We start from the raw sequence: 19,922 nt of genomic DNA on the forward strand, positions 1-19,922 counted from the left end.
CGCACGAGGATCGACCGGAGCACGACGAACACCACGGCCCGGGCGGGGAAACCGCCCGGGCCGTGGCCCATGTCCTGCTGACTCCCGAGTGCCCTGACCCCTGAGTGCCCTGACCCCCGAGAGCCCTGAAGCCTGAGCCGCTCAGCGCCCGGGAGCGAGCCGGGCGGCGTCGATCTCGACCCAGACCGCCTTGCCCTGCTCGTGGCGCTCGGCGCCCCAGCGGTCGGCGGCCCGCTGGATGATGAACAGGCCGTGGCCGCCGGGCAGCCCCGGCCGGTGCGGCAGGCGGGGCTCGGGGAGCGCGGACTCGCCGTCGCTCACCTCCACCCGGAGCCGGGCCGCGGACGCGTCCAGTACGAGTTCGAGCGGTCCGCCGCCGTGCATCATCGCGTTGGCCACCAGCTCGGCCACCAGCAGCACGACATCGTCCGCCACGTCCGGGTCCGCGCCGCTCTCCGGAGCCAGCCACGCCCAGTCGGCGAGCGCTTGCTGGGTGAAGGCACGCGAACGGGCCACCGGCTTGGGCAGGCCGGCCAGCCGCAGCCGCCGGCGTTGGCCGGCCTCCGGCAGCGTGGCTCCGGACCGGTTGTCGTCCAGGGTGCCCCGGCCCCTCGTCATATGCGGTTCACCCCTTCGTGCGGTTGCTGTGGCTCGTCGTCCGATCGGATTCCCGGGCAGCGCCAGGATATTCCTGTGACGGCCGTTCGACTGGTCGCCCGTGGTCATGGGCGGGCGGAGCGGGCCGGATCGCACGGTCGTGCTCAACGGACGAGCGCCGCGCCGACCGAGTCATGGATGGAGAACACGGCGCCGGCGCCGGTCAGTTCCAGGACGCGGGCGACCGGCGTGGCCACGGCCGCGAGGCGGAACTCCACCCCGGCGGCGGAGGCGGCCAGGCGGGTCTTCAACAACAGGTTCAGGCCGGAGGAGTCGCAGAAGCCGACGCCCTCCAGATCGACCACGACCAGGGGGGTGCCCTCGTCGACCAGGGAGGTCAGCGCCCGCTCGGCGGGCAGGAGGCTGTCGATGTCGAGATCACCCGCCACCGCGCAGACCGCCGCCTCGGCGTCGGCCCGCCTTATGTCCACGGTCAGCGCGTGCGGCAGAGTGCTCGCCGCCGCCGTGATCCGGTACTGCTCGTCCTCGACTGGCATCGTGGTTGTCTTTCCCCTCCAGAGAGTTCCCTTCGACCATACGCGGGGGAAAGCCCGCGGCCAAGGCGCACGCCCCACAGGAGGAGTGACGCCCCGGCCGCCGGGGTCGCTCGGTCAGTCCTGGTCCAGACCGGCGCGGAGCCGGCCGAGAATCCGGCTGAGCAGCCGGGAGACGTGCATCTGGGAGACGCCCAGCCGGGCGCCGATCTCGGACTGCGTGAGCTCTTCGGTGAAGCGCATCGAGAGGATCTGCCGGTCGCGCTCGGGCAGCGCGGCGATCAGGGGCTTCAGGGCGACCAGGCTCTCGATCTTCTCCAGCCGGCCGTCCTCCATGCCGAGCCGGTCGGCCAGGGAGCCCCGGGAGTCGTCGTCGGTGGACTCGGAGCCCAGGTCGAGCGACCCCACAGTGTGGCCGTTGGCGGCGGTCAGCCCCTCGGTCACCTCCTCCGGGGTGAGCGACAGGTGCTCGGCCAGCTCGGCGACGGTCGGGGCGCGGTCGAGCCGCTGGGTGAGCTGCTCCTGGGCCCTGGCCAGGGTCAGCCGCAGCTCCTGGAGGCGGCGCGGCACGTGGACCGCCCAGGTGGTGTCACGGAAGTGGCGGCGGATCTCCCCGAGCACCGTCGGCACCGCGAACGTGGTGAACTCCACACCGTGCCGGGAGTCGAAGCGGTCGATCGCCTTGATCAGGCCGACGATGCCCGCCTGGACCAGGTCCTCCTGCGGCTCGCGGCTGGAATTGAAGCGCCGGGCGGCGTAGCGGACCAGGGAGATGTTCAGCTCGATCAGCGTGGCCCGCACATAGGAGTACTCCCGGGTGCCCTCCTCCAGTGCGTCGAGCCGGGCCAGCAGGGTCCGGGTCAGTTCACGCGCGTCGGCGGGGGAGACCTCGCTCGGTTCGGCGATCTCGGGGAGCTCGGGAAGCTCGGTGATCTCCGTGGTCGTCGAGAGGCCGGAGAGACCGGGCGTTCCGGAGGTGGCTCCCAAAGGCCCGGCGCTCGGCCGGGCCTGGCCCTGAACGGGGAACACGGGGGTGAGGAGAGCATCACTGGACGGAGCCATGTCGGTCCTTTCATCGGTTCCGCGACGGTCTGTCCCTGTGTACCCGGGATCTTCGGACCGATTCCCCTTTGATGTGTGGTGATTCTGCAAAGAGGGTGTGATTACCCCGACATGTGAGCCTCGTCTCGTCCTGCGGCGCGGGCGACCGGCACCCGGGGCAGGGCGTGCGGATGGGTCTCGCACAGGTAGCCGACGAGGTGTTCGCGGACCTGGCAGCGCAGCTCGAACGCGGCGTCGGCGTCGGGCGCGGTCATCAGGGCCCGCACCACGATGGTGGTCGGTGTGGTGTCGACCACCTGGAGGGCGCTGCCCTCGCCGTCCCACAGCGAGCTCTTGGCGAGGAACGCCTCGAACTCCGCCCGCAGCTCGGGCACCGGGGTGCGGTGGTCCAGGTGGAACAGCGCGGTGCCGGTGATCTTGCTGGTGCGCCGCGACCAGTTCTCGAAGGGGCGGCCGGCGAAGTACGACATCGGCATCACCAGTCGCCGCTGGTCCCAGGTGGCGATCACCACCGAGGTGAGCGTGATCTCCTCAACCGTCCCCCACTCGCCGGCGACCACGACGACGTCGCCGATCCGGATCAGGTCGCCGAAGGCCATCTGGATGCCCGCGAACAGGTTGGCGAGGGTGCTCTGGGCCGCGATCCCGGCCACTACGCCGACCAGCCCGGCGGAGGCGAGCAGGCTGGTCCCGAGCCCCCGGACGGCGGGGAAGGTCATCAGCATCGCCCCGAGGGCGACCACGGCGACGGTGGCCTGGAAGATCCGGCCGAGCAGACCTGCCTGGGTCCGGGCCCGGCCCGCCCAGGCGGGGTTGCGCCGCCGCCCGGCGAGTTGCATCGCGCCGCTCGTCGCCAGGGCGATCAGCCGCGCGGCCAGCCAGGCGCAGGCGGCGATGGTCGCGAGCACCAGCAGATGCCGGACGGCGGCGTGCACGACCGGGGCGGTACGGGCCCACGGCTCCCCGGCGAGCATCAGTCCGCAGGCGGTGGCCGCGAGCAGGGGTGGCCGACAGGCACGGAGCAGGGTCGGTGTGGGACCGGTGTGCCCGCGTGCGGCGACCAGTCGTGCCACGGCCTCCGTGAGCAGGTTGAGGCCGTAGGCGGCGACGGCGGCCGAAGCGGCGACGACGATCAGGCGGACGAGGCTCCACCCCATGGTGTGCGGTTCCCTTCCTCGGGTCGGTCCCGCGGGGGCGGTCCGCGGGAATGGGTCCCGCCTGCCCCCGGCTCCGCCGCCCACACCCGCCCCGGCCCCTCCGCCCGCTCCCCGGCCTGCCCGGCGGCCGATCGTCCCCCCCGCCGCCGCCGGATCCGCGCTGGGCCGGCCGGGTGACGTCTGACGGATCGTCGGCCCGGGTGCATACCGGGGCGGGGCCGGGGCAGGCGCCCCTACGACCGACCGCCGGCCCGGCGGTCGGACCTCGGCGGAGAAGGGAAACGTGATGACACAGATCGAGGAGTCGGTCCTGGTCGACGTGCCGCTCGCGGTGGCGTACGAACAGTGGCGGAAGGTCGAGGACTTCCCGCGCTTCATGCGCGGCGTGGTCAGCATCGAGCGGCGTGGCGGGGAGCTCACCCACTGGGTGGTCGGCGTGGCCGGCGCGCACCGCGAGTTCGACGCCGCGACGACCGAGGTGGTGCCGGACGAGCGGGTGGCCTGGGCCGCGGTGGCCGGGGAGGTCCGGCAGTCGGGCGTGGTGACGTTCCACCGTCTCGGGGAGGACTGCACGCGGATCATGCTCCAGCTGGAGGTCGAACCGCAGGGTCTGCTGGAGCGGATCGGGGAGGCGCTCGGTTTCGTCGACCGTCAGGTCATCGACGACCTGCACGACTTCAAGGAGTTCGTCGAAGCCGCCCACGGCGGCCCGCCGAGCGCACCCCCGGGCGCCGACCCCGGCACGCCCCGGGCGGCCTGACCGCTCACCGGTCGGCACCGCCGCCCGTCCACCCACCCGCCAGCGCGCCCGATCGACGCCCGCCGCGCCGGCGGTCTGGTCAGGGCCGGAGTTCCCGCAGCGCCCGACACCGCGTCATGCGTCGTTCACGTGACGGTCGCCGACCTTGGGATGAATGGGGTCGCCCGCAGTTGTACAGCCAACTGCCGGCAACCCTCATCCCGATCTCCGTGACCAGCCGCGGACGGGCCCGGCCGTGCCCTCCCGCGGACCGGTCGCCCGGGCGCGGCGGACAGGACCACCGTGGCCGCAGGCAGCGCCCTGACGCTCAGCTCATCCGCCAACCCGGTCGAAGGCGACAGGCTCACCTTCCACTGGAGCACCGACGCCCCGGACGCCAAGAACTGGGTCGGCGTCTACGACGGCAGCAGGAAGCCCGGCACCGGCTCGTCGCTGCTCTGGAAGTACACCCCGGCCGCCGCGGGGGACGTGCAGCTCGACACCTCGGCGCTGACCGGCGGCCCGTACACCGCGTACCTGCTGGCCAAGGACGGCTACGGCGTCCTGGCGCAGACCGCGCCCTTCACCTTCCGGCCCAAGCCCGCCGTGGTCCGCCCGCACAGCGCGGTCGACGCGCTGACCACCGCGGCCGTGGCGCCCGGGGGCGCCGTCTCGGTCAAGCTCGGCGGTCTCTGGTCCCGGCCGGCCGGCAACCCGGCGGGCACCGCGGCGTTCCGCAAGATCAGCGGCCCGGCCTGGGCCTCCGTCGGCTCCGACGGCACGCTCACCGGGACCGCGCCCGCCACCGCGCCGAAGAACCCGGAGGTGGTGGTCGTCGGCGTGAAGGACAGCGCGGGCGCCACCGACACCGTCACCGTGCAGATCCCGGTGGCGGACCCGGCAGGGCCGCTGCGGCTGAAGGTGGCGAGCTGGAACCTCGCCGAGGCCGGCGCGGCCTTCACCGACGCGGTGGAGAAGCAGCTGCGGGTGGTGCTCGCCCAGGGCCTGGACGTGCTCGCCCTCCAGGAGACGGCCGGCAGCGCCGCCCAGAGCCTGGCCACCGCGCTCGGCTGGTACGCCTACCAGAGCGCGGGCAGCGTCGGCGTCCTCAGCCGCTACCCGCTGTCCGCCGTCACCCCGGTCACCGCCGGGCTGCCCGCGGCCGGTGTGACGGTGCAGCTGCCCGTCGGCCGGGGCGTCCGCTTCTGGGCCGCCCACCTGGACGAGGGGAACTACGGCCCCTACGCGGTGCAGGACGGCCAGAGCGCTGCCCAGGTGACCGCCGGGGAGAGCGCCTCCGCCCGCCTCCAGCAGGCCACGGCGCTCGCCGCGGCCGTCCGCGCCGAGGTCGCCGCGCACACCCCGGTGGTCCTCGCCGGCGCGCTCTCCTCGCCCTCGCACCTGGACTGGACGGCGGCCACCGCGGCCAGCCACGGCGGGGTAGGCCCGCTGAACTGGCCGGTCACGGTGGCCCTTCAGGAGGCCGGACTGACCGACAGCTTCCGTGCGGAGAACCGGAACCCGGCCAAGGCGCCCGGGGCCACCTGGTCGCCGGTCCGCAAGCAGCGGGGCAGCAAGCCGGAGCCGCAGGACCGGATCGACTACGTGCTGTACGCCGGCCCGCTGAAGCTGGTCGAGGCGCACACCCTGGTGGCCGACTGGCCCGCCACCGGGACCGACCCGGCCGCGATCGCCGCCAACCAGTGGCCCTCCGACAGCGCCGCCGCGGTCGCCACCTTCCAGCTCTGACGGCCTCCCGCCCCGTCCTGCTCCCTCCCCCGCCCCGAGAGGCCAGTTCGCCATGTCCGATCTCTCCCGTCGTTCCTTCGTCGGCGCCACCGCGGCCGCCGGCGCCGCCGCACTGACCGGCCTGCCCGCCGCGTCCGCGAGCGCCGCTCCCGCCGCCGGCCGGCCCACCGGCACCATCAAGGACGTCAAGCACGTCGTGGTGCTGATGCAGGAGAACCGCAGCTTCGACCACTACTTCGGCACCCTCAACGGCGTCCGCGGCTTCGGTGACAAGCAGGCCCTCCGGTTCCCGGACGGCACCGACGTGTTCCGCCAGCCCGACGCCGGGCGCGCCGACGGCGGCGCGATGCTGCCGTACCGGATGGACACGGCCAAGTACAACGCGCAGAACGCCGGCGGCCTCCCGCACGACTGGGCGACCGGTCACCAGGCGATCAACAACGGCGCGATGAACAAGTGGATCGCCGCCAAGGGCGAGCGCACCATGGGGTACTTCACCCGCGCCGACATCCCCTACCAGTACGCGCTGGCCGACGCGTTCACCCTCTGCGACGCCTACTTCACCTCGCTGGCCGGCCCGACCGACCCCAACCGGCTCTACCTGTGGACGGGCACCTCCGGCCCCGGACGGGACGGCACCACCGGCCCCTGGATCGACAACACCCCGGTGACCGACAACCCCGTCGCCGACTGGACGACCTACGCCGAGCGGCTGCAGGCGGCCGGCGTCTCCTGGCGGGTCTACCACAACCCCAGCAAGGACGACCGGACGGGCGACTACGACGACAACGCCCTGTCCTACTTCAAGCAGTTCCACAACTTCCCGAAGGACGACCCGCGTTACGTCAACGCGATGACCAGGTTCGACCCGGCGGCCTTCGACGCCCACTGCAAGGACGCCACCCTGCCGACCGTCTCCTGGCTGGTCGCGCCCTACCTGTTCAGCGAACACCCCAACGCCGGCCCGGCGTACGGCGCGCACTGGGTGAACCAGGCCCTCCAGTCGCTGATGTCCAACCCCGCCGTCTGGCAGCACACCGTCTTCCTCGTCATGTACGACGAGAACGACGGCTACTTCGACCACATGGTGCCGCCCACCCCCGAGGCCGGTACGCCCGAGGAGTTCACCCAGGGCCGCGCGATCGGCCTCGGCAACCGGGTGCCGCTCTGGGTCGCCTCCCCCTGGTCACGCGGCGGCTACGTCAACTCCCAGGTCTTCGACCACACCTCGGTCCTGCGCTTCATGGAACAGGTCACCGGGGTCGCCGAACCCAACATCTCCGCCTGGCGCCGGGCCGTCTGCGGCGACCTCACCAGCTGCTTCGACTTCGCGGCCCCGGACTTCTCGATACCGGAGCTGCCCGACACCGTGGCCCTGATGGCCAAGGCCGACGCGGGGGCGGCGCTCCCCGGCGTCGCGCTGCCCGCCGCCGGCACCCAGTCGATGCCCGTCCAGGAGCCCGGCGAGCGCCCGCACCGCCACCTGCCCTACCAGCCCTGGGCGGACGTCGAGGTGGACCGGAAGACCGGCAAGGTCACCTGCACGATGAGCAACGACGGCTCGGTCGCCTTCCCCTACACCGTCTACCCCAACATCGTCCTCCCGTTCGCCGGGACGCCGTACACGGTGGCGCCCGCTGCCACCGCCACCTACCTCTGGGACGCCGCCGCCACGCACGGCCGGTACGACTTCACCGTCCACGGCCCCGACGGCTTCGTCCGCCGCTTCGCCGGCACCGTCGTCCGGGACGGTGAGGACGGCCAGAACGACATCGGCGTGCCGATCGTGACGGCCGATCTGAGCGACTCCTCCCGGCTCACCCTCCAACTGGTCAACGACGGCCTGACCGACGTCGGCTTCACCGCGGTGCCCAACGACTTCGCGGGCACCGCGCAGACGGTCTGGGTCAAGCCCGGCAAGCAGGCCAACCTGGCCTGGCCGCTGGACAGGCAGGGCCGCTACGACGTCGTCGTGACGGCGGGCACCGGTCTGCGCTTCACCCAGCGGTACGCGGGCTGGGTGCACTGACCCCGGCGCCGCCGCCCGGGCCCGGGCGGGAACGGCCGGAGGCGCCGAACCGGTGACCTCCGGCCGTGGCTCGGCCGCCCGCCGCGGCCCGGCGGCTAGCGTCGGGCCATGCAGAAGATCACCACCTTCCTCTGGTTCGACGACCAGGCCGAAGAGGCCGCCCGCTTCTACACCTCGGTCTTCGCCAACTCCCGGATCACCGGCGTGACCCACTACGGCGAGAGCGGCCCCGGCGAGCCGGGCCGGGTCATGACCGTCACCTTCGAACTCGACGGTCAGCAGTTCGTCGCCCTCAACGGCGGTCCGGTGTTCCACTTCACCGAGGCCATCTCGCTCCAGGTCGACTGCGCCGACCAGCAGGAGGTCGACGACCTCTGGGCCAAGCTCACCGCCGACGGCGGCGCGGCCAGCGAGTGCGGCTGGCTCAAGGACCGCTACGGGCTCTCCTGGCAGATCGTCCCCCGCGTGCTGACCGAACTGATCGCGGACCCGGACCCGGCCAAGGCCGCCCGGGTGGTGGCGGCGATGCTGCGGATGCAGAAGATCGAGATCCAGCCGCTCCTCGACGCCGCCCGGGGCTGAGACCGCCTCCGCCGCGTCGGTCCTGAGGACCCCGGCCGACGTCGGGGCCCTCAGGACCGCTGCCCTCAGGCCCGACGCCCTCAGGCCCGCTGTTTGACCGCCCGCCGCCTCCGCAGCCGGCCCGGGTTCAGCCGCTCGCCCCGGGCCAGCCTCCGCAGCCGGGCGAACCGGGAGAACCGCTCCCGGTTCGCCACCGAGGCCCGGTCCAGTTCCTCCATCAGCCGCCGGCTGCGGTGCTCCAGATCGAGTTCGTCGAGGATCCGGTCCACCTCGGCCAGCAGCGAACCGTGCAGCTGCCAGGCCTCCGGGTGCTCCTGCACCCGGAGCAGCAGCAGATGGGCGACGTTCTCCCGGCTGGCCCAGGCGGCGGCCAGCTCGGAGGTCAGCCGCCGCTCGGCCTCCTCGGCGTTGCGGCTCACCTGGGTGGTGACCAGTACCGCGAAGCTCACCAGCGCCCCGCCGAGGTGGCTCAGCAGCTCCTCCAGCGCGACCGCGACGTCGGCCGGGAACAGCCGCTCGCCCGGGGCCCGCCGCTTGGCGAGGTCGGTGAGCGACCGGGCCAGCACCCGGATCACCACCACGCAGATCTCCAGCGTGTCCAGACCGGTCCGCAGCACCAGCCGGGAGAGCAGCCCCTCGCTGATCCGGGGGTTGAGCCGCAGGCTGTCCTCGGCCTGTCGCAGGGCGCCGTCGACGTCCGCGATGGCCTGGTCGAGCCGACGGGCCTCGTACAGCCGTTCGGCCGCGCGCTCCACGGGGGTGGGCTCGCCGAGCTCCTCGGCGATGCCGAGCAGCAGGTGCCGGGCCCGCCGGGCGAGGTCCTCGATCGACTCGCCCGCCGTGTCGATCCAGACCGGCGGGGCGAACAGCAGATTGAACAGCAGTCCGACGGTGGCGCCGATCAGCGTCTCCAGCACCCGGTCCCAGGCCTGTGAGGTCACCTGGCTCACGCCCAGGATGAGCATCGCGCTGATCGCCACCTCCTGGACGAACTCGTCCACCCGGACGAACCGCCCGATGATCAGCGAGGCCAGGATGATCATGCCCAGGCTCCACCAGGAGAGCCCGACCACCGAGCTGAAACCGATCGCGATCAGCACCCCGACGACCACCGAGTTGACCCGGCGGATGCTGGTGGTCAGCGTCGAGTAGACGGTGACCTGGACGACCAGCAGCGCCGTCAGGGGGGCGGTCAGCGGCGCCGGCTCGCTGCTCAGCCGGGTGGCCACCACGTACGAGAGCGTGGCGGCCACCGTGGCCCGGACCGTCTGGACGACGAAGGGTTGTCGGGCACTGCGGCGCAGCGTGGTGGCGAAGGTCTCCGGGAGTAGGGCCATGCCGCCCTTCTTTCCCCGTCCTGGCAGCTCACACTGCTGATCCACCGCACCGGCACTCGAAAGAGCCGCTCGTCCGGCCGACGGCGCCGGCTCCGGTGCTAGGGCCGGCGGCGCTGTTCGCGCAGCAGCTTCCAGGGTGCGAGCGCCGATTCGACCTGTACGCCGAGGCTCATCTTGGAGGTGCCCTGGACGCGTTCCTCGAACCGGATCGGCACCTCGCGGATCCGCATGCCCCGCTGGACGGCGCGGTAGTTCAGCTCCACCTGGAACGAGTACCCGTTGCTGTGCACCGAGGGCAGGTCGATCGCCCGCAGGGCCTGCGCGCGCCAGGCCTTGAACCCGGCGGTGGCGTCCTTGACGCCGAGGCCGAGGATGGTGTTGACGTAGAGGTTCGCCCAGGCCGACAGTGCCTTGCGGTGCCACGGCCACTCCTCGGCGGTCGAGCCGCCGGGCACGTAGCGCGAGCCGAGCACCACGGCGGTGCTCTCGTCGGCCAGCAGTGTCTCCACCATGACCGGGAGGACCGAGGCGGGGTGCGACAGGTCGGCGTCCATCTGCACCACCACGTCGGCGCCCTCCTCCAGGGCCCGGGTCATGCCCGCGACGTAGGCCCGGCCGAGGCCGTCCTTCTCGGTGCGGTGCAGCACGGAGACCGTGCCGGGCGCCCGGGCCGCGAGCCCGTCCGCGACCTCGCCGGTGCCGTCCGGGGAGTTGTCGTCGACCACCAGCAGGTGCAGACCGGGCAGCTTCAGGTCAGCGAGCAGCCCCGCGAGGACCGGCAGGTTCTCCCGCTCGTTGTACGTGGGTACGACGACAACGACCTTGGGGGAGGCCTCGACCATGTTCTGTCCCTCGCGCGATCCCCGGCCGGTGCCGCGCCGCCGGCGCCCGCAGCCGACCGGACAGGTGTCCACTTCGGTCGGGCGAGTCTAGCCGCGGTCGTACGTGCCCGGTCGCACCGCCCACCGGTGCTCCGGGCCGCGGCCGTCCGGCCGCCGGCCGGCACCCCGGTCCGGGACGTGTCGTCCTCGGCCGGGGTGCCGGGTGTGCCCTTCGGCTGCGGTGCCGGGTGCCTGCCGGCGGGCACCCGGGTGCCTACCGGCTGGGGTGCGATCTGCTCCAGGCGGGGGCGACCAGGGCGATCAGGCCGACGGCGAAGGCGAGCTGGAGGATGTGGCGGATCCAGTCGATGCCCGAGGTGTGCCGCACGCCGACCCAGCCGGCCACCGCGTTGCCCAGCCAGGCGCCCGCGGCGCCGAGCAGCATCGTCAGCCACCAGGGGATCGCCTGCGGGCCACGCAGGATCAGCTTGGCCAGGACACCCAGCACGAAACCGATGAGCAGAATCCACAGGAGCTGGAACATCGCATTCCACCTTTCGATGCGCGTTTCCCCATGATCGCCCGGATCACCCGCTTCGGCACGTCGGCGCGGGGCGCCCGGCGGCGGGCCCGGCCGGGCGCTCAGCGGTCGGCGTGGCTGAGGGCGGCCCCGGAGACCGGGTCGAAGACGTGCAGCCGGTCGGTGTCGATCCACAGCTCCAGCGGGCTGCCCTCGGCGGCCCGGGTGTCGGTGCCGATCCGGGCCACCACCTCGCGCCCGCGCGCGGTGGCGCCGGTGTCCCGCCGCTGCGCGGCCAGCTCCTCCAGCGCACCCGGGACGGCCGCCTCGCCCTCGACCGTGAAGTGCGCGAAGACGTCGGAGCCGACCGACTCCAGCACCTCGACCGCGACGGTGGCCGTCCGACCGCCGTGCGGGTGCTCCAGGAGGGCCGCGTCCTCGAAGTGCTCGGGCCGCAGCCCGACGACCACCTCGCGCGGCGCGTCCGCCGCGGTCAGCCGCTGCCGGAGCCGGTCGCTCACCGGCAGGTCGGCCAGCGCGGTGCGCAGCACGCCCTGCTCCAGGGTGGCGTCCAGGAAGTTCATCCCCGGTGAGCCGATGAACCCGGCGACGAACAGGTTGACCGGCTCGTCGTAGAGCTGCTGCGGCGCGCCGACCTGCTGGACGACGCCGCCGCGCAGCACCACCACGCGGTCGCCGAGCGTCATCGCCTCGACCTGGTCGTGCGTCACGTAGACGGTGGTGGTGCCCAGCCGGCGCTGGAGGCGGGAGATCTGGGTGCGCATCTGCACCCGGAGCTTGGCGTCCAGGTTGGAGAGCGGCTCGTCCATCAGGAAGGCCTTGGGGTCGCGGACGATCGCCCGGCCCATCGCGACCCGCTGGCGCTGGCCGCCGGAGAGGTTGGCGGGCCGGCGGTCCAGGTGCTCGGTCAGGTCGAGGATCCGGGCGGCCTCCTCGACCTTGGCGGCGATCACCGCCTTGTCGGTCTTCGCCAGCCGCAGGGCGAAGCCCATGTTCTCGCGGACGCTCATGTGCGGGTAGAGCGCGTAGCTCTGGAACACCATGGCGATGTCCCGGTCCTTGGGGGCGCGGTCGTTGACCACCTGGCCGTCGATCCGCAGGGTGCCCTCGGTGATGTCCTCCAGGCCCGCGATCATGTTGAGGGTGGTGGACTTCCCGCAGCCCGAGGGGCCGACCAGGATCACGAACTCGCCGTCCGCGACGGTCAGGTCGATGCCGTGGACGGCGACCGCGCCGTCCGGGTAGCGCTTGGTGATGCCGTCGAGGACGATCTCGGCCATGCCCTGCCTGCCTTCCTGGGACGTCTTCCTGCGGGGTGCTTTTCGGGGGTCAGCCCTTGACGGCGCCGGCGGTGAGGCCGGCCACGATGCGGCGCTGGAACAGCAGCACGAAGACCACGATCGGGATCGTGATCACCACGGCCGCCGCGGCGATCGAGCCGGTCGGCTGCTGGAACTGCGAGCTGCCGGTGAAGAACGCGATCGCCGCCGGGACGGTCCGTGCGGCGTTGGTGGAGGTCAGCGAGATGGCGAAGAGGAAGTCGTTCCAGCAGAAGATGAAGACCAGGATCCCGGTGGTGAACACCCCCGGCGCCGCCAGCGGCGCGATCACCAGCCGGAACGCCTGCGCGGGCGTCGCGCCGTCCACCTTCGCCGCCTTCTCCAGGTCCCACGGGATCTCCCGGAAGAACGCCGACAGGGTGTAGATCGCCAGCGGCAGCGAGAACGTCATGTACGGGATGATCAGGCCCGGCCAGGTGTCGAAGAGGCCCAGGACCCGCTCGATGTTGAACAGCGGCGAGACCAGCGAGATCGGCGGGAACATCGCGATCAGCAGCGACATCCCGATCAGCAGCCGCTTGCCCGGGAAGCGCAGGCGGGCCACCGCGTAGGCGGCCATGGTGCCGAGGACGACCGCGATGGTGGTGGCGATGACGGCGATGCCGATCGAGTTGACCAGCGCGCGGGTGAAGTCCGAGGTCTGGAAGATGCCGCGGTAGTTCTCCAGCGTCCACTTGCGCGGGACGAAGTCGCCGTCGTTCAACGTGCTCGGGTCCTTGAAGGAGAGCGCGGCGATCCACCAGACCGGGAACAGCGCGTAGAGCACCACCAGCAGGTTGACGACGCCCCAGCCGGCCGCCGCGCGCGTGCGTCGGGAGGTCATCGGCCCTCCGTCCCGCCACCGGGCGCCGAAGCGCCGAACACCTTGATGAAGACCAGCGCGATCGCCGCCACGCAGAGGAAGATCAGCACCGAGATCGCCGAGCCGATGCCCAGGTTGAGCGCGGTGAAGAGGTTGTCGTAGCCGAGGATCGACACCGAGCCGGTGTCGTTGGACCCGCCGGTCAGGACGTAGATGTTGTCGAAGACCCGGAACGCGTCGAGGGTGCGGAAGAGCAGGGCGACCAGGATGGCCGGCTTCATCAGCGGCAGGATCACCAGCCGCAGCCGCTGGCCGAAGGTCGCGCCGTCCACCATCGCGGCCCGGACGGTCTCCCCGGGGACGAGCGCCAGACCGGCCAGCAGCAGGAGCGCCATGAAGGGCGTGGTCTTCCACACCTCGGCCAGGATGATCAGTCCGATCGCCTGCCAGTGGTCGGTGAGCGGGGCGCTGCCCTCGGGCAGCAGCGCGGCCAGGTAGCCGGTGTCCGGCGTCCAGGCGTACTGCCAGGAGTAGGCGGCGACCACGGTGACGATCCCGTACGGCACCAGGACGGCGGTGCGCACCGTGCCCCGGCCGAACACCGCCCGGTGCATCACCAGCGCCAGGGCGAGCCCCAGCACCAGCTCGATGGCCACCGAGACGGCGGTGATCAGCACCGTCACCCAGAGCGCCTGCCACCAGAACGGGGAGGAGAGCACGGCGGCGTAGTTGCCGAACCAGACGAACTCCGCCTGCTGGGGGAAGCGCAGGTCGTAGCGCTGGAGGGAGAGGTAGACGGCGTAGCCGACCGGGTAGGCCGTCACGGCGGTCATCACCAGCACGGCCGGGGCGCAGAGCAGCCAGCCGAGCCGGCGCTCCTGGCGCGAGCCCTCGGACAGGCCCTTCGGGGCTGTCGCGGGGAGGGTGGGCGGCCTGGTCACGGGATCAGCCCCTTCGAGCCGAGCGCGTCCCTGAGCTGGCCGTTCAGCGCGGAGACGGTGCTCTCCGGCTGTACGGCGGACGGTGGGGAGAGCGCGTGCGAGATCGCGATCGAGACGTTCTGGTAGGCGGGCGTCTGCGGCCGGACGGAGGCGGAGTCCAGCGCCGCCAGCACGTCGGCGGCGAACGGGTAGCTGTCGGTCAGCTCGGCGGCGGTGTAGAGGCTGCGCAGCGACGGCGGCAGGCCGCCCTTGAGCGCGTTGGTCAGCTGGTTGTCGCGGTTGCGCAGGCAGAGGGTGGCCTCCTGGGCCAGCTCGGGGTGCCGGCTGTAGGCACCGACCGCGAGGTCGATCCCGCCGATGGTCACGCTCGCCGGGCGGTCCGGGAGGACGGCCGGGTAGGGCGCCCAGCGGAAGTGCGGGAACAGCTCGGGCTGGTCGGCCTTCATCGCCGGGTAGACGAACGGGTAGTTGAGCTCGAAGGCGGCGGAACCGGACTCCATCGCCAGCCGGTTCTGGTCCTCCATCTGGTTGGAGAGCGAGGGGTCGGCGGCGGGGGAGTGGGCGAGGTCCCGGATGACGCCGGCGGCGGTGACGGCCGGCGGCCCGAGCGAGGGGGCGGTCGCGTCGGGGGTGAGCACCGAACCGCCCGCGCTGGTCACCAGGGTGTTGAACCAGACCGTCAGGCCCTCGTACTGGGCGCCCTGGACCTCGACGAAGTGCGGTTTGCCGGCCTTGGCCAGCGCGTCGGCCATGCCGAGCATCTCGGCCCAGGTGCGCGGCGGGGTGGGGACCAGGTCGTCGCGGTACCAGAGCAGTTGGGTGTTGGAGTTGTACGGGACGGCGTACAGCCGGTCCTTCCAGGTCGCGGTCTTCAGCGCGGCGGCCAGGGTGTCCGCGCCGGCCCGCTCCTTGAGCGCGCCGGTCCACTCGCGGATCCAGCCGGCCTCGGCGAACTCGGGCGCCCAGGTGACGTCGAGGCCCATGATGTCCACCCCGGCGTCGTGCGCGGCGAGCCGGCGCACCAGCTGCTGGCGCTGGCCGTCGGCGGTGCGCGGCAGCTTGTTGTAGCGGATCGAGTAGCGCCCGCCGGAGTCGCGGCCGCAGGAGTCGGCGGCCTGCTGGAGGGCGCCGGAGTCGTCGGGGAAGTTGTACCAGTCGAGGGTGACCGGTCCGGCGCCCCCGTCGGCGCCGCTGCCGCAGGCGGCGAGGGCCAGGGTCAGCAAGTGGACCAGGACGAGTGCGGCCCGGTGACGTGGTCTCGGCACGGCTCTCCCTCCGGTGGCGGCCTGCGGGTGGTCACGCTAGGGCGCGCGGCGGGGGGCGGGGCGGGAGCTGACGGCGCGACACACCCGATACCCGCCGGGTGGGCTAGAGCTGGTCCGACCGCCGCCGCCGCGTGCGGCGGGAACGGTCGGACCGGGCCCGGCGCCGTTCCGCTTCGATCGGCGCCGGCCGGCCGACGGCTCTGGCGGGCCGGCCCGCACAGCCGCTACGGTCTGGACCATTCACCCGTTCGGCCGATCGGCCGCAGTCCCCGTCCAGGCCCTTCCGGGAGTCGTCATCAACACCCGATCCACCGTCAGCACCCCGCTCACCCTGCCCGATCTGCTGGACGACCGGGCGGCCCGGCACCCCGGACGGACCGCCCTGCTCGTCCCCGGAGGCGCGCCGCTGGACTACCGCCGGTGGCGCGAGCGCGCCGTCCGCGCCGCCCACGGACTCGCCCGCGCCGGGGTCCGGCCCGGGGACCGGGTGCTGCTGCTGTTCCCCAACCACGGCTGGGACGCGTACGCGGTGGCCTTCCTCGCGGTCCACTACGCGGGCGCGGCCGGGGTGGTGGTCCGCGAGGACCTCGGCCCGGAGGACACCGCGCGGCTCGCGACGGCGAGCGCGGTGCGCCTGGCGGTGGCCGGCCCGGCGGAGGACCCCCGGGCGGCCGCGGCCGGCGTGCCCTGCCTGCCGCTCGCCGCGCTGGAGGCGGTGACCGGCGCCCCCGACGAGCCGCCGCACCGGGCCCGCCCCGAGGACCTGGCCCAGGTGATCGGCACCTCCGGCACCACCGGGGCGCCCAAGGGCGTGCACGCCGCGCACGCCAGCCTCACCGCGGGGCAGCGGCTCGATCCCAGGCCCCGGCCGTACGCCCACTCGGCGCACGCCGTGCACGCCTTCCCGATCGGCACCAACGCGGCCCAGGTCGTCCTGGTCAACGCCCTGGTCGCGGCGCCCGCGACGATCTGCCTGCCGCGCTTCGACGCCGAGGAGTTCGGCCGGACCGTCGAGGAACACCGGGTCGGCACCGTCTTCCTGGTGCCCTCGATGGCCGTGGAACTGCTGAACTCCGGCGTGGCCCACCGCCGGGACCTCGGCAGCGTGCTGCTGGTCAGCTCCTCGGCGGCCGCGCTGCCCGCGCCGGTCGCGACGGCGCTCACCGCCGCGCTCCCCACCGCCACCGTCGTCAACACCTACACCTCCGCCGAGTCCTCCCCGGCCCAGATATCGGCCGTCGTGGACGCCCGCCGGCCGGGCTCGGTCGGCCGCCCGGCCAACCCGGCCGACCTGCGGCTGCTCGGCGCGGACGGGCACCCGGTGGAGCCCGGCGCCGTCGGCGAGGTCTGGCTGCGCCAGCCCGGGCCGCCGCGCGGCTACGTGGCCGGACCGGGCGAGTCGGCCGCCGTCTTCCGGGACGGCTGGGTGCGGATGGGCGACCTCGGCCGGCTCGACGCGGACGGCTACCTCTACCTGGTCGACCGGGAGAGCGACCTCATCAAGTCCGGTGCGCTGAAGGTCTCCACGCTGCGCATCGAGGACGTGCTGCACGCCCACCCGCAGGTCGCGGACGCGGCCGCGCTGGGCGTCCCGCACCCGGTGATGGGCGCCGTACCGGTCGCCGCCGTGGTGCCCGCCGCGGACGGCCTCGACCTCGACGAGCTGCGGCTGTTCCTGAGCGCCCGGCTCGGTCGCGCCGAACTGCCCGTCCGGATCCTGGTCACCGACCGCCTGCCGCGCAACCCCAGCGGCAAGGTGGTGAAGCACGAACTGCGGGCCCGGTTCACCGAATCGGCCGACCCTGCCCCCGGCACCCCGCCCGCCACCGACCGCGAGGTCGCCCTGGCCGGGCTCTGGCGGCGGGTGCTGGGCCGCCCGGTGCGGGCCGTCGAGGACGAGTTCTTCGCCCTCGGCGGGGACTCCTTCCGGGCCGTCCAGCTGGCCACCGCGATCTCCGCCGAGTTCGGCGTCACGGCGAGCACCGCCCTGGTCTTCGAACGGCCCTCGCTGCGCGCCCAGGCGGCCTGGCTCAAGGAGGCGCCGACGACGGCCCGGGAGCCGGGCCCACCGGCCGAGGAGGAGGTCTCGGACTTCCTCCGGGAGCTGCGCGCCCAGCCGCACGACCTCCCGCTCACCTCCCAGCAGGAGAACTTCCTGCGCTGGACGGCCGAGGCCGAGGGCCGCAACGTCGGATCGGTGGCCGTGATGTTCCGGGTCACCGAGCCGCTGCGCACCGACCTGCTGGCCGAGGCGCTGCACGAGGTGGCGCGCCGTCACCCGGCGCTGCGGACCCGGTTCGTCCCGGTACCGGGTGCCGGGCAGCCGGGGATCCGGCGCGCGGTGGTCGACGCGGACCCGGGCGTGGAGGTCGTCCCGGTCGAGGCCCCGGGCGAGAGCGACGACGAGGTCTCCGCCCGGCTGGTCGCCGTCCGGGACCGGCTGACCGACATCGCCGAGGGGCCGATGACCCGCCTCGCCGTGGTCACCCGGGGCCCGGACGACCACGCCGTGCTGCTCGCGGTGCACCACATGGTCGCCGACGGCTGGTCGATCGGGGTGCTGTTGCGCGAGCTGGGCGTGCTCTACTCGGCGCTGCGGCGCGGCCGGTCGGCGCCCGCCCCCCGGCCGGGACCCGAGTACCGGGAGCTCGTCGCCCGGTCCAACGCCCACTGGCCGGCCTCCCGCGCCCACTTCGCCCGCACCCTGGCCGGCGCGCCGCCGGCGGTGGAGCCGTTCCCGGGGCGGCGGTCCACCGAGGTCGTGCTGAGCGCGGCCCACCGGCTGGCCGTCGCGCCGGAGCGGGCCGCGGCCCTGCGGGCCCGCGCGGCCGAGGCGGGCGCGACGCCGTTCCAGGCGCTCGCGGCGGTCTGGCTGGGCCTGCTGGCGGAGCGCAGCGGCCAGGGCGACCTGGTGCTGATGACCCCGGTGCCGGGCCGGACCGAACCGGCGGCCGAGCGGGCCGTGGGCTGCTTCGTCCAGTCGCTGCTGCTGCGGATCGACGCGACGGGCGCACCCGGGTTCGCCGAACTGCTGGCCCGGGTCCGGACCGCCTCGACGGCCGCCCTGGACCACCAGCTCTACCCGTTCGCGGAGTTCAGCCCCCGGGTGCCGTTCGCCGCCTGGCTCCGCTACGAGAGCTGGAGCGCGCCGGCCCAGCTGCCCGGGCTGGCCTGCACCGCCTGGGAGGTGCCGCGCAGCGCGACCGTGCCGTACCCGATGCCGGGCGGGGACCGGCACGTGCCGGAGCTGGCGGCGGTCGAGCAGCCGGACGGCGGGCTGGTCTGCTGGCTGCGCTACAACGAGCACGCCTTCGCTCCGGAGACCGTCGCGGAGCTGGCGCAGGCCCTGGAGGCCCGCTTGCCGGAGGCCGGGTGAGGAGGAGGCGGAAGGGGTGCGTGCACGGGGTCGGCAGCGGGCGGAAGCGGCCGTTTTGAACCGGTCGTCCGTCGGCGTCCGTTCTTTCCTGCACAATCGTGCATACGTTCGTCCATTCGTACAGGAGTCTCGCCCCACCATGTCGCCGCAGACCTCGGACCGCCTCCGACCCGCCGCCACCGTCCTTCCGACGCCCCGGGTGCCACGGCCGGCGCTCCGGTGCGGCCGCCCCACGGCGGGGAGCGGCCGATGAGGGGCCTCGGGGGGCTCCGGCGCGTGTCCGCCGGAGCCAAGCTCTGGGCGGGCGGGCTCGCCGTGGTGCTGATCGGCGCCCTGACCGCCGGCCTGCTGTGGTGGAAGCCCTGGGCCCCGCCCGCCGCCAAGGCGCTGGACCCGATGGCGTTCACCACGGCCACCGGGGGCTCCCCGCTCTTCGGCAGCGGCGAGCACGTCTACCGTTACAAGGTCCGGGCCGAGAAGGGGCTCAAGGAGAGCCCCGAGCAGTTCGCCGCCGCGGTCGACGCCGTCCTCGGTGACGTCCGGCGCGGCTGGGCCGCCGACGGCACGCGCTCCTTCCAGCGGATGCCCGCCGACCCGGTGGACTTCACCGTCTACCTGGCGAGCCCGAAGACCACCGACCGGATATGCGGCCAGTACGGGCTGGACACCGGCGGGTCGGTGAACTGCGGGGTGGGCCACCAGGTGGTCATCAACGCCAAGCGCTGGAACGAGCTGACCGAGTTCTACACCGGCCAGCCGGAGCAGTACCACGCGCTCGCGGTCAACCACGAGGTCGGCCACATCCTCGGCCTCGGCCACGTCGACTGCCCCGGCCCGGGTCAGCCGGCGCCGGTGATGATGCAGCAGATCAAGGGCCTGCACGGGTGCGTCCCGAACGGCTGGCCCTACTCCGAGACCGGCACCCTGCTCACCGGTCCCCTCCTCCCGCCCGCCACCCCGGCCCCGTAGCCACCCGTGACGCCTGTCGCCCCACCGAACCTCCGGCGGGGCGACAGGCGTCACGCGTTCC

The 19,922-nt window shown here is 73.5% G+C and carries 17 protein-coding genes; 6 read left to right on the plus strand and 11 right to left on the minus strand.

Annotated elements, in window-relative coordinates:
* Window positions 1-141: 141 nt before the first annotated feature.
* The 4 genes from OG618_RS33300 to OG618_RS33315 all read right to left on the minus strand — a co-directional run bounded on the left by OG618_RS33300 (window position 142) and on the right by OG618_RS33315 (window position 3,370).
* The gene (locus OG618_RS33300; RefSeq protein ID WP_329491334.1) at window positions 142-618 is read right to left on the minus strand and encodes an ATP-binding protein; all 477 of its coding nucleotides are present in this window, start codon (window positions 616-618) and stop codon (window positions 142-144) included.
* Window positions 619-761: 143 nt separating this feature from the next.
* Window positions 762-1,154, minus strand: a complete 393-nt coding sequence (locus OG618_RS33305) for an STAS domain-containing protein (protein WP_329491335.1) — start codon at window positions 1,152-1,154, stop codon at window positions 762-764.
* A gap of 114 nt (window positions 1,155-1,268) precedes the next feature.
* The gene (locus tag OG618_RS33310; RefSeq protein WP_442906904.1) at window positions 1,269-2,213 is read right to left on the minus strand and encodes a SigB/SigF/SigG family RNA polymerase sigma factor; all 945 of its coding nucleotides are present in this window, start codon (window positions 2,211-2,213) and stop codon (window positions 1,269-1,271) included.
* A 101-nt stretch (window positions 2,214-2,314) separates the two neighbouring features.
* Window positions 2,315-3,370, minus strand: a complete 1,056-nt coding sequence (locus tag OG618_RS33315; protein WP_329491337.1) for a mechanosensitive ion channel family protein — start codon at window positions 3,368-3,370, stop codon at window positions 2,315-2,317.
* A 286-nt stretch (window positions 3,371-3,656) separates the two neighbouring features.
* Here OG618_RS33315 and OG618_RS33320 point away from each other — a divergent pair, with 286 nt between their 5' ends.
* The 4 genes from OG618_RS33320 to OG618_RS33335 all read left to right on the plus strand — a co-directional run bounded on the left by OG618_RS33320 (window position 3,657) and on the right by OG618_RS33335 (window position 8,469).
* Entirely contained in the window at window positions 3,657-4,130 is a 474-nt protein-coding gene (locus OG618_RS33320; RefSeq protein ID WP_329491338.1) for an SRPBCC family protein, read from the plus strand.
* 282 nt (window positions 4,131-4,412) lie between these two features.
* Complete coding sequence (locus OG618_RS33325; protein WP_329491339.1) at window positions 4,413-5,858, plus strand: endonuclease/exonuclease/phosphatase family protein; 1,446 nt, start codon at window positions 4,413-4,415, stop codon at window positions 5,856-5,858.
* A gap of 52 nt (window positions 5,859-5,910) precedes the next feature.
* Window positions 5,911-7,887 carry a phosphocholine-specific phospholipase C gene (locus OG618_RS33330; protein ID WP_329491340.1) on the plus strand — a complete coding sequence of 659 codons (1,977 nt, stop codon included), beginning with the start codon at window positions 5,911-5,913 and terminating at the stop codon, window positions 7,885-7,887.
* Window positions 7,888-7,995: 108 nt separating this feature from the next.
* Window positions 7,996-8,469: a VOC family protein gene (locus OG618_RS33335; protein ID WP_329491341.1), complete on the plus strand. Its 474-nt coding sequence runs from the start codon at window positions 7,996-7,998 to the stop codon at window positions 8,467-8,469.
* 80 nt (window positions 8,470-8,549) lie between these two features.
* Here the strand turns inward: OG618_RS33335 and OG618_RS33340 are convergent, their stop codons facing one another.
* The 7 genes from OG618_RS33340 to OG618_RS33370 form a co-directional block, all read right to left on the minus strand.
* Window positions 8,550-9,806 carry an FUSC family protein gene (locus tag OG618_RS33340; RefSeq protein WP_329491342.1) on the minus strand — a complete coding sequence of 419 codons (1,257 nt, stop codon included), beginning with the start codon at window positions 9,804-9,806 and terminating at the stop codon, window positions 8,550-8,552.
* 98 nt (window positions 9,807-9,904) lie between these two features.
* The gene (locus OG618_RS33345; protein WP_329491343.1) at window positions 9,905-10,648 is read right to left on the minus strand and encodes a polyprenol monophosphomannose synthase; all 744 of its coding nucleotides are present in this window, start codon (window positions 10,646-10,648) and stop codon (window positions 9,905-9,907) included.
* Window positions 10,649-10,901: 253 nt separating this feature from the next.
* Window positions 10,902-11,171, minus strand: a complete 270-nt coding sequence (locus OG618_RS33350; RefSeq protein WP_329491344.1) for a GlsB/YeaQ/YmgE family stress response membrane protein — start codon at window positions 11,169-11,171, stop codon at window positions 10,902-10,904.
* A 98-nt stretch (window positions 11,172-11,269) separates the two neighbouring features.
* A complete protein-coding gene (locus tag OG618_RS33355) occupies window positions 11,270-12,448 on the minus strand; it encodes an ABC transporter ATP-binding protein (protein ID WP_329491345.1) in 1,179 nt (392 codons plus the stop codon).
* A gap of 49 nt (window positions 12,449-12,497) precedes the next feature.
* A complete protein-coding gene (locus OG618_RS33360; protein WP_329491346.1) occupies window positions 12,498-13,331 on the minus strand; it encodes a carbohydrate ABC transporter permease in 834 nt (277 codons plus the stop codon).
* Window positions 13,328-14,251 (minus strand): carbohydrate ABC transporter permease, encoded by a 924-nt coding sequence (locus OG618_RS33365; RefSeq protein ID WP_329491347.1) that lies wholly within the window; start codon window positions 14,249-14,251, stop codon window positions 13,328-13,330. Before OG618_RS33365 ends, OG618_RS33360 begins: the two co-directional genes overlap by 4 nt.
* Window positions 14,248-15,516: an ABC transporter substrate-binding protein gene (locus OG618_RS33370; protein WP_329491348.1), complete on the minus strand. Its 1,269-nt coding sequence runs from the start codon at window positions 15,514-15,516 to the stop codon at window positions 14,248-14,250. Before OG618_RS33370 ends, OG618_RS33365 begins: the two co-directional genes overlap by 4 nt.
* A gap of 343 nt (window positions 15,517-15,859) precedes the next feature.
* Here OG618_RS33370 and OG618_RS33375 point away from each other — a divergent pair, with 343 nt between their 5' ends.
* Window positions 15,860-18,892, plus strand: coding sequence for a class I adenylate-forming enzyme family protein (locus OG618_RS33375; RefSeq protein WP_329492376.1), 3,033 nt, complete (start codon window positions 15,860-15,862; stop codon window positions 18,890-18,892).
* 276 nt (window positions 18,893-19,168) lie between these two features.
* The gene (locus OG618_RS33380; protein ID WP_329491349.1) at window positions 19,169-19,861 is read left to right on the plus strand and encodes a DUF3152 domain-containing protein; all 693 of its coding nucleotides are present in this window, start codon (window positions 19,169-19,171) and stop codon (window positions 19,859-19,861) included.
* Window positions 19,862-19,922 lie beyond the last annotated feature (61 nt).

This window comes from Kitasatospora sp. NBC_01246, from assembly GCF_036226505.1.
Lineage (GTDB): Bacteria > Actinomycetota > Actinomycetes > Streptomycetales > Streptomycetaceae > Kitasatospora.

Bases quoted from the DNA above. Each gene is read 5' to 3' on its own strand.
- OG618_RS33300 (WP_329491334.1), bottom strand. From the start codon at position 618: ATGACGAGGGGCCGGGGCACCCTGGACGACAACCGGTCCGGAGCCACG.
- OG618_RS33305 (WP_329491335.1), bottom strand. From the start codon at position 1,154: ATGCCAGTCGAGGACGAGCAGTACCGGATCACGGCGGCGGCGAGCACT.
- OG618_RS33310 (WP_442906904.1), bottom strand. From the start codon at position 2,213: ATGGCTCCGTCCAGTGATGCTCTCCTCACCCCCGTGTTCCCCGTTCAG.
- OG618_RS33315 (WP_329491337.1), bottom strand. From the start codon at position 3,370: ATGGGGTGGAGCCTCGTCCGCCTGATCGTCGTCGCCGCTTCGGCCGCC.
- OG618_RS33320 (WP_329491338.1), top strand. From the start codon at position 3,657: ATGACACAGATCGAGGAGTCGGTCCTGGTCGACGTGCCGCTCGCGGTG.
- OG618_RS33330 (WP_329491340.1), top strand. From the start codon at position 5,911: ATGTCCGATCTCTCCCGTCGTTCCTTCGTCGGCGCCACCGCGGCCGCC.
- OG618_RS33335 (WP_329491341.1), top strand. From the start codon at position 7,996: ATGCAGAAGATCACCACCTTCCTCTGGTTCGACGACCAGGCCGAAGAG.
- OG618_RS33340 (WP_329491342.1), bottom strand. From the start codon at position 9,806: ATGGCCCTACTCCCGGAGACCTTCGCCACCACGCTGCGCCGCAGTGCC.
- OG618_RS33345 (WP_329491343.1), bottom strand. From the start codon at position 10,648: ATGGTCGAGGCCTCCCCCAAGGTCGTTGTCGTCGTACCCACGTACAAC.
- OG618_RS33350 (WP_329491344.1), bottom strand. From the start codon at position 11,171: ATGTTCCAGCTCCTGTGGATTCTGCTCATCGGTTTCGTGCTGGGTGTC.
- OG618_RS33355 (WP_329491345.1), bottom strand. From the start codon at position 12,448: ATGGCCGAGATCGTCCTCGACGGCATCACCAAGCGCTACCCGGACGGC.
- OG618_RS33360 (WP_329491346.1), bottom strand. From the start codon at position 13,331: ATGACCTCCCGACGCACGCGCGCGGCGGCCGGCTGGGGCGTCGTCAAC.